Annotated in this window: 10 protein-coding genes; 6 read left to right on the forward strand and 4 right to left on the reverse strand. The window is 60.8% G+C overall.

Annotation, left to right across the window (positions count from 1 at the left end; translation table 11 throughout):
• Positions 1 to 14: 14 nt before the first annotated feature.
• The 4 genes from AF70_RS23165 to AF70_RS23180 form a co-directional block, all read right to left on the reverse strand.
• Entirely contained in the window at positions 15 to 1,418 is a 1,404-nt protein-coding gene (locus AF70_RS23165; RefSeq protein ID WP_019579611.1) for an amino acid permease, read from the reverse strand.
• A 98-nt stretch (positions 1,419 to 1,516) separates the two neighbouring features.
• Positions 1,517 to 2,371, reverse strand: coding sequence for a tryptophan 2,3-dioxygenase (gene kynA, locus AF70_RS23170; RefSeq protein WP_019579610.1), 855 nt, complete (start codon positions 2,369 to 2,371; stop codon positions 1,517 to 1,519).
• Complete coding sequence (kynB, locus tag AF70_RS23175; RefSeq protein WP_028940010.1) at positions 2,368 to 3,033, reverse strand: arylformamidase; 666 nt, start codon at positions 3,031 to 3,033, stop codon at positions 2,368 to 2,370. The genes kynA and kynB overlap by 4 nt, the downstream gene beginning before the upstream one ends.
• 223 nt (positions 3,034 to 3,256) lie before the next feature.
• Positions 3,257 to 3,697 carry a heme-binding protein gene (locus AF70_RS23180; protein WP_007939170.1) on the reverse strand — a complete coding sequence of 147 codons (441 nt, stop codon included), beginning with the start codon at positions 3,695 to 3,697 and terminating at the stop codon, positions 3,257 to 3,259.
• A 266-nt stretch (positions 3,698 to 3,963) separates the two neighbouring features.
• Between AF70_RS23180 and gcl the strand changes: the two genes are divergently transcribed.
• From gcl to AF70_RS23210, 6 genes are all read left to right on the forward strand, one after another.
• A complete protein-coding gene (gcl, locus tag AF70_RS23185; RefSeq protein ID WP_019579608.1) occupies positions 3,964 to 5,739 on the forward strand; it encodes a glyoxylate carboligase in 1,776 nt (591 codons plus the stop codon).
• A 135-nt stretch (positions 5,740 to 5,874) separates the two neighbouring features.
• On the forward strand, positions 5,875 to 6,657 hold the full coding sequence (gene hyi, locus AF70_RS23190; RefSeq protein ID WP_019579607.1) for a hydroxypyruvate isomerase: 783 nt from the start codon (positions 5,875 to 5,877) through the stop codon (positions 6,655 to 6,657).
• Positions 6,658 to 6,860: 203 nt separating this feature from the next.
• Complete coding sequence (locus AF70_RS23195; RefSeq protein ID WP_028940009.1) at positions 6,861 to 7,751, forward strand: 2-hydroxy-3-oxopropionate reductase; 891 nt, start codon at positions 6,861 to 6,863, stop codon at positions 7,749 to 7,751.
• Positions 7,752 to 7,967: 216 nt separating this feature from the next.
• On the forward strand, positions 7,968 to 9,248 hold the full coding sequence (locus AF70_RS23200; protein WP_028940008.1) for a glycerate kinase: 1,281 nt from the start codon (positions 7,968 to 7,970) through the stop codon (positions 9,246 to 9,248).
• On the forward strand, positions 9,238 to 10,653 hold the full coding sequence (gene pyk, locus AF70_RS23205; protein ID WP_019648133.1) for a pyruvate kinase: 1,416 nt from the start codon (positions 9,238 to 9,240) through the stop codon (positions 10,651 to 10,653). Before AF70_RS23200 ends, pyk begins: the two co-directional genes overlap by 11 nt.
• 218 nt (positions 10,654 to 10,871) lie before the next feature.
• A complete protein-coding gene (locus tag AF70_RS23210; RefSeq protein ID WP_028940007.1) occupies positions 10,872 to 11,756 on the forward strand; it encodes an urea transporter in 885 nt (294 codons plus the stop codon).
• Positions 11,757 to 11,758: the final 2 nt, after the last annotated feature.

Here is an 11,758-nt window from a genome sequence, read left to right on the forward strand (position 1 = left end):
ACCCACGGCAAAGGCTATTGAACTATCGGCAAGGCCCGATCCTTGGCCATACGCATCCGGTAAAAACCAAAGATGATCAACACCCACACCGGTATGGCGAAGACTGAAGCGCGTATCCCTGGAATCATCAACATGACGCAGACGATCATGGCCATGAAGGCCAGGCACAGGTAATTGCTGTAAGGGAACCAGAACGCCTTGAAGCCCGGCACGATACCTCGCTGGCCCATGATTTTGCGAAACTTCAGGTGCGTCAGGCTGATCATCGCCCAGTTGATCATCAGCGATGCGACCACCAGTGCAAAGAGCAACTCAAGCGCTTCATGCGGGGCGAGGTAGTTAACCAGCACGGACAGCATGGTGATCAACGCAGATACACCCAGCGCCAGTAGAGGCACGCCCTGCTTGTTCAGTTTCATCAGCGCCTTGGGTGCGTCGCCCTGTTCGGCCAGGCCATAGAGCATGCGGCTGTTGCAGTAGACGCCACTGTTATAGACAGAGAGCGCCGCGGTGAGCACCACGAAATTGAGGATGTGCGCTGCGGTGTCACTGCCGATCAAGGAGAAGATCTGCACGAACGGGCTGCCGCTATAGGCATCGCCCGAAGCGCCCAGTGTCTGCAGCAGTTGATCCCACGGATACAGCGACAACAACACGGTGAGTGCGCCGACGTAGAAGATCAGCACGCGATAAACCACCTGGTTGATCGCCTTGGGAATCACCTTACCCGGCTCGCTGGCTTCAGCGGCGGTGATACCGACCAGTTCCAGACCGCCGAAGGAGAACATGATGAACGCCATGGACATCAGCAATCCGGTGGTGCCGTTGGGAAAGAAGCCGCCGTGACTCCACAGATTGCTGACCGAGGCCTGCGGGCCGCCTGTTCCGCTGAACAACATGTAGCAGCCCAGGACAATCATGCCAATGATCGCGACGACCTTGATGATTGCGAACCAGAACTCCATCTCGCCGAAGACTTTGACGTTCATCATATTGATCAAATTGACCAGGACGAAGAACACCGCCGCGCTGACCCAGGAGGGGACTTCCGGCCACCAGAACTGCACGTACTTGCCGACAGCCGTCAACTCGGCCATGCCCACCAGCACATACAGCACCCAGTAGTTCCAGCCGGACAGAAAGCCGGCATAGCCGCCCCAGTACTTGTGGGCAAAATGACTGAAGGAGCCGGCCACCGGTTCCTCGACAATCATCTCGCCCAGCTGGCGCATGATCAGAAAGGCGATGAAACCGGCAATCGCATAGCCGAGGATCATCGACGGCCCGGCCGATTTGAGGACTCCGGCAGAGCCGAGAAACAACCCGGTCCCTATCGCTCCGCCCAATGCGATCAGCTGAATATGACGATTTTTCAGCCCTCGCTTGAGCTCGCCTTGTCGCAAGATTTCATCCGCCATCTGGTTACCTTTTAATTGTTATGGTCAGGCATGGTTTGAATGCGTCAATTTACTCAATTGCCGCTCGGTTTAAGCGTTCAAACATCATTCTCGGTAAATTAAAGCGTTGAGCGCACTCGCCACAACTCCGGGAACAACACGGTATCGAGCATCTTGCGCAGATAACCGACACCTTCTGTGCCACCGGTCCCTGGTTGAAAGCCGATGATCCGCTCGACCGTGGTCACATGCCGGAAGCGCCATTGACGGAACGAGTCCTCAAGGTCGATGAGTTTCTCCGCCAGCTGATAGAGATCCCAATAACGCGAAGGGTCGGTGTAGACCTCGCGCCAGGCGGCTTCGACCGACGCATCATGCGCCGTCGGACTGCTCGGATCGCGTTCGAAACGCTGTGGGTCGATGGTCAAGCCTGCGCTGACCATCAAGCGAATCGCCTCGTCATACAGCGACGGTGTGGCGATCGCCTTTTCAAGCGCCTGCAACAGTTCCGGCCGATGCGCGTGGGGGCGCAACAGGGTCGCGCTTTTGTTGCCCAGAATGAATTCGATCTCGCGGTACTGGAACGACTGGAAGCCCGATGACTGCCCCAGAAACGGCCGTATCGCGTGGTACTCGGTGGGTGTCATGGTGGCCAGCACCGTCCAGGCATGCACCAGTTGATCAAAAATCCGCGAGACCCGCGCCAGCATCTTGAACGCGGGCGGCAATTCTCCCTGTCGAATGTGTTCACGAGCGGCTTTGAGCTCGTGCAACATCAGCTTCATCCACAGCTCTGACGTCTGATGCTGGATGATGAACAGCATCTCGTTATGGTCCGGAGATAACGGGTGCTGTGCGCTGAGAATGCGCCCCAGATCCAGATAGTCGCCGTAGCTCATGGAGTCGGAAAAATTTAGCTCGGCGTTATGCCATTCTTCCGTCTGGTTTGCAGGTGAATAGGGGCATTGGCTCATTGAGTCGGCTCCTCAAGTTGCGGTTTATTCAGTGGACGCAAAATCGCCCTGACCGGACTGGCGTCCAGATGGGCAAAACGCAGCGGCAGCGCGATCAATTCATAGTCCCCTTCCGGGACGTCATCGAGCACGATGCCCTCGAGGATGGCCATGCCATGTCGGGCTACGGCATTGTGCGAATCCATGGTTTTGGATTGCTGAGGGTCCAGCGATGGCGTATCGATACCGATCAAGCGCACACCGAGGTTCGCCAGCAGGTCGACGGTTTCTTTGGCGACGGCGGTGAAATCCGGATCCCAGGCGCTCAATGGCGCTTGTTGCCAGGTGCGCAGCAGCACCCGTTCAGGCAGGTCTTGCAAGCGACCTTCAAGCTGCTCGGGGTGTACCAGCCGGCCGCTATTCAGGCAATGCAGCACACGGCAAGGCCCCATATAGACATCGAGCGACACATCGCCAATGGCCGCGCCATCAGCGCTGTAATGCAGCGGCGCGTCGACATGGGCCCCCGTGTGAGGCGACAGGGTGATACGCCCGACATTCACCGGACACTCGGGGCCGAACGTCCAAACGCGCTCTTCCTGGAAAGGTGTGTCACCCGGCCAGGTAGGTGTAGCGGTGCTCAGAGGCGGGCTGATATCCCACCACGACAGTGTTGTTTTCATTGTAAAGCTCTCGGCCTGTTCCGAGAGAATGATACGAGTGATACCTATGAATTTTCTTGCGAAAATATTCGGCAACAGCCAAATGTTTCGCACAAAATTCTAAAAAAACGGAATTTACCGGATGGAAATTTCAACGGAGAAAGCAGGCAGCTAAAAAGCTGTTTTCGTCCGCAAGACGCTTTCGCGAGCCAGCCCGCGAAAGCGCTAAATCAGGCGCCGAAGATCAACCAGCCACCCCCGCATCCGCCTTCAACCCCTGCCCCTCGATCGCGCGGATCGCACATTGCTCATCGACATCTGACAGATCCCCGCTGATGCCCACCGCTCCCAACACAGTCCCGTCCTGATCCCGAACCAACACGCCGCCGGGTACCGGGACGACGCTGCCCTGCCCCAGGCTATTCAGCGCGGCGAAGAAGGCCGGGCGTTGTTGGGCGTCCTGTGCCAGCAGGCGTGAGCCCTTGCCCAGGGCAATCGCGCCCCAGGCCTTGCCGATGGCGATCTGCGGACGCAGCAGGCTGGCGCCGTCCTCCCGTTGCAGCGTAATCAGGTGCCCGCCGGCATCCAGTACTGCAACGGTCAATGGCGCGGCAGAGATCGCCCGCCCCGCGGTGATGGCCTGATCGGCCAGGTTGACTGCGACTTTCAAGGTTAAAGCGCTCATGGTGCCGTCCTCATTTTGTTATAGGGAAAGCCGTTGGATTGCTTTGTGTTGCGCAATCCGATGCAACAAATAGAACACAATGAATTATTTTTTTGTATACAATAATTTTCGAAAAGCGCGACATGCGACGAAAAGCCACAGTTATTTGGGCTTCCGACGAATGAAACAGCCGCTTGAGAAAATGGATTGACCTGCGCCGTCCGCCGTGAATACACTCTGCGCAAAGCCACTTGTATACAATTACAAAACGTAAGAGGCACAAAACCATGAGCAAAATGAGAGCAATCGAAGCCGCCGTTCTGGTGATGCGCCGCGAAGGGGTCGATACCGCTTTTGGCATCCCGGGCGCCGCGATCAACCCGCTGTACTCCGCCTTGCAGAAGGTCGGTGGCATCGATCACGTCCTCGCTCGCCACGTTGAAGGCGCCTCGCACATGGCCGAGGGTTACACCCGCACCAAGGCCGGCAACATCGGCGTGTGCATCGGCACATCGGGACCTGCCGGTACCGACATGGTCACCGGGCTCTACAGCGCTTCGGCCGACTCGATCCCGATCCTGTGCATCACCGGGCAAGCACCGCGGGCCCGTATGCACAAGGAAGACTTCCAGGCCGTCGACATCACCAGCATAGTCAAGCCGGTCACCAAGTGGGCGACCACGGTTCTGGAGCCGGGCCAGGTGCCTTACGCCTTCCAGAAAGCCTTCTATGAGATGCGCTCCGGCCGTCCCGGCCCGGTGCTGATCGACCTGCCGTTCGACGTGCAGATGGCCGAAATCGAATTCGACATCGACGCCTACCAGCCGCTGCCATTGGCCAAGCCGAGCGCGACCCGCGTGCAGGTGGAAAAAGCCCTGGCCATGCTCGACCAGGCTGAACGCCCATTGCTGGTGGCCGGTGGCGGCATCATCAATGCCGACGCCAGCGACTTGCTGGTGGAGTTCGCCGAGCTGACCGGTATTCCGGTGATTCCGACCCTGATGGGCTGGGGCACTATCCCGGACGATCACCCGCTGATGGTCGGCATGGTCGGTCTGCAAACCTCGCACCGTTATGGCAATGCCACGATGCTGAAGTCCGACGTTGTGCTGGGTGTCGGTAACCGCTGGGCCAACCGTCACACCGGTTCGGTCGACGTTTACACCGAAGGCCGCAAATTCATTCACGTCGACATCGAACCGACCCAGATCGGCCGCGTGTTCACCCCGGACCTGGGCATCGTGTCCGACGCCGCTGCCGCGTTGACCGTGTTCATCGAAGTCGCTCGCGAGTGGCAAGCCGCTGGCAAGCTGAAAAACCGCAGCGCCTGGCTGCAAGACTGTCAGCAGCGCAAAGCCAGCCTGCAGCGCAAGACTCACTTCGACAACGTGCCGGTCAAGCCGCAGCGCGTTTACGAAGAGATGAACCAGGTGTTCGGCAAGGACACCTGCTACGTCAGCACCATCGGTCTGTCGCAGATTGCCGGCGCGCAGTTCCTGCACGTCTACAAACCGCGTCACTGGATCAACTGCGGCCAGGCCGGCCCGCTGGGCTGGACCATTCCGGCCGCGCTCGGCGTGGTCAAGGCGGATCCGACCCGCAAGGTGGTGGCGCTCTCGGGCGACTACGACTTCCAGTTCATGATCGAAGAACTGGCGGTGGGCGCGCAGTTCAAGCTGCCGTACATCCACGTCGTGGTGAACAACTCGTACCTGGGGCTGATCCGTCAGGCGCAGCGCGGTTTCGACATGGACTACTGCGTGCAGCTGTCCTTCGACAACCTCAACGCTCCAGAGCTCAACGGCTACGGTGTCGACCATGTCGCGGTCGCCGAAGGCCTGGGTTGCAAGGCCCTGAGGGTATTCGAACCCGGCCAGATCCAGCCTGCCCTGCGCAAGGCTCAGGAGATGATCGAAGAGTTCAAGGTGCCGGTGATCGTCGAGATCATTCTGGAGCGCGTGACCAACATTTCCATGGGCACCGAGATCAACGCCGTCAACGAATTCGAAGACCTGGCGCTGGTCGGCAACGATGCGCCAACGGCGATTTCGTTGCTCGATTAACTGCTGATCGTTCCCCTGTGGGAGCCGGCTTGCTGGCGATGGCGATGTGTCAATCACATCAATGTCGATTGATACACCGCCATCGCCAGCAAGCCGGCTCCCACAGGAGGCCTCACACATATACGGGAGATCACCATGCCGCGTTTCGCAGCCAACCTGTCCATGCTGTTCACCGAGCAGGATTTTCTTGCCCGTTTCGACGCTGCCGCCAAGGCCGGCTTCAGTGGTGTCGAATACCTGTTCCCCTATGACTTCAGCTCTGCCGAAATCAAGGCCAGGCTCGATGCCAACGGTCTGACCCAGGTGCTATTCAACCTGCCAGCCGGTGACTGGGCCAAGGGCGAACGCGGTATCGCGTGCCTGCCGGATCGGGTCGAAGAGTTCCGCGCCGGTGTCGATCTGGCCATCGCTTACGCCCAAGTGCTGGGCAACACCCAGGTCAACTGCCTGGCCGGCATTCGCCCACAAGGCGTCGACGAAGCCACCGTGGAAAAAACCTTCGTCGCCAACCTCAAGTACGCGGCCGACAAGCTGCAAGCGGCGGGCATCAAACTGGTGATGGAAGCGATCAACACCCGCGACATTCCGGGCTTCTACCTGAACAACACGGCGCAAGCCCTGTCGATTCGCGAACAGGTCGGCAGCGCCAACCTGTTCCTGCAATACGACATCTATCACATGCAAATCATGGAGGGCGACCTGGCCCGCACCATGGCCGCGCGCCTGGACGAGATCAATCACATCCAGTTGGCCGACAACCCGGGGCGCAACGAGCCAGGCACCGGTGAAATCAACTACCGCTTCCTGTTCGAACACCTGGACCGCATCGGTTATCAGGGCTGGGTCGGTTGTGAATACAAGCCGCTGACCACGACTGAAGCGGGTCTGGGCTGGTTGAAAACCCATAACGCAATCTGACGTGTGGCGAGGGGGCTTGTCGGAACGCCGCACCGCCCCGTTCGGCTGCGAAGCAGTCGTAAAACCTGCACACGCGCTCTACCTGATTCACTGCGCAAACAGTTTTGGGGCCGCTTCGCGACCCAACGGGGGCAAGCCCCCTCGCCACAAAGAGCTCATCGGTCCAGAGCCGGGAGCCACACAAAAAACAAGAGGATTTTCTCATGGCTAAAATCGGATTTATCGGCACCGGCATCATGGGCCACCCAATGGCGGCGAACCTGCAGAAAGCCGGTCACAGCCTGTTCCTGTCGGCGCACCACGACCCTGCGCCTGCCGACCTGGTGGCCGCTGGCGCCGTCGCCCTGGCGAACCCGAAAGAAGTCGCCCAGGAAGCCGAATTCATCATCGTCATGGTTCCCGATACCCCGCAGGTCGATGACGTGCTGTTCCGCGCCGACGGTGTGGCGGCGGGCGTCGGCAAGGGCAAAGTCGTGATCGACATGAGCTCGATCTCGCCGACGGCCACCAAAACCTTCGCCGCCAAAATCAACGAAAAAGGCGCGCAATACCTCGACGCCCCGGTTTCCGGCGGTGAAGTCGGCGCCAAGGCTGCGACCCTGAGCATCATGGTCGGTGGTGAAGCCGATGCCTTCGAACGCGCCCTGCCGCTGTTCCAGGCCATGGGCAAGAACATCACCCTGGTCGGTGGCAACGGCGATGGGCAAACCGCGAAAGTGGCGAACCAGATCATCGTCGCGCTGAACATCCAGGCCGTGGCCGAAGCGCTGTTGTTCGCCTCGAAAAACGGTGCCGACCCAGCGAAAGTGCGTGAAGCGCTGATGGGTGGTTTCGCCTCGTCGAAGATCCTGGAAGTTCACGGCGAGCGCATGATCAAGGGCACCTTCGACCCGGGCTTCCGCATCAGCCTGCACCAGAAGGACCTGAACCTGGCCCTGGCCGGTGCGCGCGAGCTAAACATCAACCTGCCGAACACCGCCAATACCCAACAGGTGTTCAGCACCTGCGCGGCCATCGGTGGCAGCAACTGGGATCACTCGGCGCTGATCAAGGGCCTGGAACACATGGCGAATTTCTCGATTCGCGATAAATAACGCCCTGCGCAAAAACCTGTGGGCGCGGGCCTGTGGCGAGGGGGCTTGCCCCCGTTTGAGTGCGTAGCGCTCACAAAATCTTTGGTGTATCAGAGATTTTGGGGCTGCTTCGCAACCCAACGGGGCGGTGCGGCGTTCCGACAAGCCCCCTCACCACAGGCCGCTCCCACAGGGAACCGAGTCGCCCTCCAATAACAAGAATTCCGGGAGCCCGCCATGTCGGTCAATCCGCAACAATTGCTGCGCGAGCTGTTTGCCACAGCCATCGACGCGGCCCATCCGCAGCATGTCCTTGAAGCCCATTTACCAACTGACCGCAGCGGTCGGGTGATCGTCATCGGCGCCGGTAAAGCCGCCGCAGCCATGGCCCAGGTGGTCGAACGCTGCTGGCAGGGTGAGGTGTCTGGCCTGGTGGTGACCCGCTACGGCCACGGTGCCCCGTGCGAAAAAATCGAAGTGGTCGAAGCCGCGCACCCGGTGCCGGACGCTGCCGGTCTGGCCGTCGCGAAACGGGTTCTGGAACTGGTCAGCAACCTGAGCGAAGACGACCGCGTGATCTTCCTGCTCTCTGGCGGTGGCTCTGCCCTGCTCGCCTTGCCCGCCGCCGGCATCACCCTCGCCGACAAGCAATCGATCAACAAAGCGCTGCTCAAATCCGGCGCGACCATTGGCGAGATGAACTGCGTGCGCAAGCACCTCTCGGCGATCAAGGGTGGGCGTCTGGGCAAAGCCTGCTGGCCCGCCACGGTTTACACCTATGCGATTTCCGATGTGCCAGGCGATCTCGCCACCGTCATCGCCTCCGGCCCCACCGTGGCCGACCCGAGCACCTCGGCTGAAGCGTTGGCGATCCTCAAGCGTTATGCCATCGAAGTCCCGGCCTCGGTGCGCAACTGGCTGCAAAGCCCCGAGTCGGAAACGGTCAAACCCGGCGATCCGAGCCTGGCCCGCAGTCATTTCCAATTGATCGCCCGCCCACAGCAGTCACTGGAAGCGGCGGCGGTGAAAGCCCGTCAGGCTGGTTTCAGCCCATTGATTCTCGGCGACCTGGAAGGTGAATCCCGGGAAGTGGCGAAGGTCCACGCCGGCATTGCGCGGCAGATCGTCCAGCACGGCCAGCCGCTGGCGGCGCCGTGCGTGATTCTGTCCGGCGGCGAAACCACCGTCACCGTGCGCGGCAATGGCCGTGGCGGGCGCAACGCCGAATTCCTGTTGAGCCTGACCGACAGCCTCAAAGGCCTGCCCGGCGTCTACGCCCTGGCGGGTGACACCGACGGCATCGACGGCTCCGAAGACAATGCCGGCGCGATCATGACTCCGGACAGCTATGCCCGCGCCGCCGCTCTCGGTTTGAGCGCCAGCGATGAGCTGGACAACAACAATGGCTATGGCTACTTCGCGGCGCTCGATGCACTGATCGTCACCGAGCCAACCCGCACCAACGTCAACGACTTCCGCGCGATTCTGATTCTCGAGAGCCCTAAACATGACGCCTGACAAGAAGGTCAAAATCCTCGCCACCCTCGGCCCGGCCACCGACGGGATCGACGATATCCGTGAACTGGTGCGCGCCGGGGTCAATATCTTTCGCCTGAACTTCAGCCACGGCGATCACGCCGACCACGCGCAGCGCTATCAGTGGATTCGTGAAGTCGAGCGCCAGCTGAATTATCCGCTGGGGATTCTGATGGACCTGCAAGGCCCGAAACTGCGGGTCGGCAAATTCGCCCAGGGCAAAGTGCAGCTATATCGCGGCCAGGCGCTGCGCCTGGATCTGGATGCGACGCCGGGGGACGAGCGCCGGGTCAACCTGCCCCACCCGGAAATCATCGCCGCGCTGGAGCCGGGCATGGACCTGCTGCTTGATGACGGTAAGTTGCGTCTGCGAGTGGTGACCAAGTACGCCGACGCCATCGACACCACGGTGCTCAACGGCGGCGAGCTGTCGGACCGCAAAGGCGTCAACGTGCCGCAAGCGGTGCTCGACCTGAGCCCGCTGACCGCCAAGGACCGCCGTGATTTGAGCTTCGGTCTGGAGCTGGGGGTCGACTGGGTCGCGCTGTCGTTCGTGCAACGCCCGGAAGACATCCGCGAAGCCCGCGCGCTGATCGGCGACAAAGCGTTCTTGATGGCCAAGATCGAGAAGCCATCGGCCGTGACTCAGCTGCGGGAAATCGCTGAATTGAGCGATGCGATCATGGTCGCTCGCGGTGATTTGGGCGTGGAAGTGCCGGCCGAAAGCGTGCCGCAGATTCAGAAAAACATCATCGGCACCTGCCGCCAACTCGGCAAACCGGTGGTGGTGGCGACGCAGATGCTGGAGTCGATGCGCTTCTCCCCGGCCCCGACCCGTGCCGAAGTCACCGACGTCGCCAATGCGGTGGCCGAAGGCGCGGACGCGGTGATGCTGTCGGCAGAAACCGCGTCTGGCGAGTACCCGCTGGAAGCCGTGCAGATGATGAGCAAGATCATCCGTCAGGTGGAAAACGGCCCGGACTATCAAACCCAACTGGACGTGAGCCGGCCAAAAGCCGAGGCCACGGTGTCGGACGCGATCAGCTGCGCGATCCGCCGCATCAGCAACGTGCTGCCGGTGGCGGTGCTGGTGAACTACAGCGAGTCCGGCACCTCGAGCCTGCGGGCGGCGCGGGAACGGCCGACGGTGCCGATCCTCAACCTGACGCCGAACCTGCAAACCGCCCGGCGATTGACGGTGGCGTGGGGCGTGCATTCGGTGGTCAACGATCGGCTGCGCCAGGTGGATGAAGTGTGCTCGACGGCGCTGGAAATCGCCCAGGCACAGGGGATGGCTCAGCGCGGGGATACGTTGCTGATTACCGCGGGCGTGCCCTTTGGGCAGCCGGGGTCAACCAATTCGTTGCGCATCGAGACATTGCTCTAAAGAACTCCCCCTGTAAGAGCTACCCCGGTAAGAACTACCCCTGTGGCGAGGGAGCTTGCTCCCGCTCGGCTGCGAAGCAGTCGTCGCTTTGGCATGACGGTTTCAACAGAAAGACCGCATTGCTGATTTCAGGGCTGCTCCGCAGCCCAGCGGGAGCAAGCTCCCTCGCCACAGATTTGTGCAAGACCCTGGATTTTCCTCTGCCCTAGACCCCACCCATGCCTGCCAACCACTTCAACACCCACTGCCCCGACTGGGCGACCGCCCTGCTTAACGGCTTCAGCCAGATCTTTCTCCAGCGCCATCCGCTGAGCGGGCTGTTGTGTCTGTTAGCGATTCTTTTCACCGCGCCCGCTCTGCTCGGCGGTGCGCTGCTGGGCGGTGTCGCCGGGCTGCTCACCGCGCAACGTCGCGGGTATGCCAAGACGGATCGTCAGGCCGGGCTGTTCAGTTACAACGGTATTTTGCTCGGCTTGCTGCTGAGCCTGTATTTCCCATGGTCAGCACTGTTGCCACCGCTGATCATCGCCTGCGGCGGCCTGAGTGCCATGCTCACTCAGCAATGGCTCAAAGGTGCCCGCGATCATCAATGTCTACCGGCCTATACCGCACCCTTCGTTGGGTTGAGCTGGTTATTGCTCGGCTTTACCGCACCACAGCAACCCGTTCCGCTGATCGAACTGAACACCCTCAACCTGCTCGCCGCCGAATTGAAAGGTCTGGGGCAAGTCATGTTTCTCGGCCATCCCCTGGCCGGCGCGCTGATTGCCGCCGGATTACTGATCGCCGATCGCCGCGCCTTTGTCTGGGCGCTGTTGGGCTCCGCTGCCGGCCTCGGATTTGCCCTTCTGCATGGCGAAACTTCAAATGCCTTGCAGGGTTTGAGCGGTTACAACGCGGTACTCGCCGCCCTCGCCTTCAGCCCGCAACGCCGCCAACCTTGGCTGCCGCTGCTCGGCATTCTGCTCGCGGTATTGCTCACGCCGGGGTTCGCCGCACTGGGCCTGGCAACGCTGACCGCGCCGTTCATTCTTGCCTGCTGGCTGATTCGCGCAGGCATTCGGGTGTTGCGTCAGGCCGCTGTCGACGCATTGCGCTATTGATC

It is taken from the genome of Pseudomonas sp. KD5 (assembly GCF_012932895.1).
Taxonomy (GTDB): Bacteria; Pseudomonadota; Gammaproteobacteria; order Pseudomonadales; family Pseudomonadaceae; genus Aquipseudomonas.

What these genes read in the sequence shown, in the direction of transcription:
- AF70_RS23165 (WP_019579611.1), bottom strand. Translation starts at nt 1,418, where the DNA reads ATGGCGGATGAAATCTTGCGACAAGGCGAGCTCAAGCGAGGGCTGAAA.
- kynA (WP_019579610.1), bottom strand. Translation starts at nt 2,371, where the DNA reads ATGAGCCAATGCCCCTATTCACCTGCAAACCAGACGGAAGAATGGCAT.
- kynB (WP_028940010.1), bottom strand. Translation starts at nt 3,033, where the DNA reads ATGAAAACAACACTGTCGTGGTGGGATATCAGCCCGCCTCTGAGCACC.
- AF70_RS23180 (WP_007939170.1), bottom strand. Translation starts at nt 3,697, where the DNA reads ATGAGCGCTTTAACCTTGAAAGTCGCAGTCAACCTGGCCGATCAGGCC.
- gcl (WP_019579608.1), top strand. Translation starts at nt 3,964, where the DNA reads ATGAGCAAAATGAGAGCAATCGAAGCCGCCGTTCTGGTGATGCGCCGC.
- hyi (WP_019579607.1), top strand. Translation starts at nt 5,875, where the DNA reads ATGCCGCGTTTCGCAGCCAACCTGTCCATGCTGTTCACCGAGCAGGAT.
- AF70_RS23195 (WP_028940009.1), top strand. Translation starts at nt 6,861, where the DNA reads ATGGCTAAAATCGGATTTATCGGCACCGGCATCATGGGCCACCCAATG.
- AF70_RS23200 (WP_028940008.1), top strand. Translation starts at nt 7,968, where the DNA reads ATGTCGGTCAATCCGCAACAATTGCTGCGCGAGCTGTTTGCCACAGCC.
- pyk (WP_019648133.1), top strand. Translation starts at nt 9,238, where the DNA reads ATGACGCCTGACAAGAAGGTCAAAATCCTCGCCACCCTCGGCCCGGCC.
- AF70_RS23210 (WP_028940007.1), top strand. Translation starts at nt 10,872, where the DNA reads ATGCCTGCCAACCACTTCAACACCCACTGCCCCGACTGGGCGACCGCC.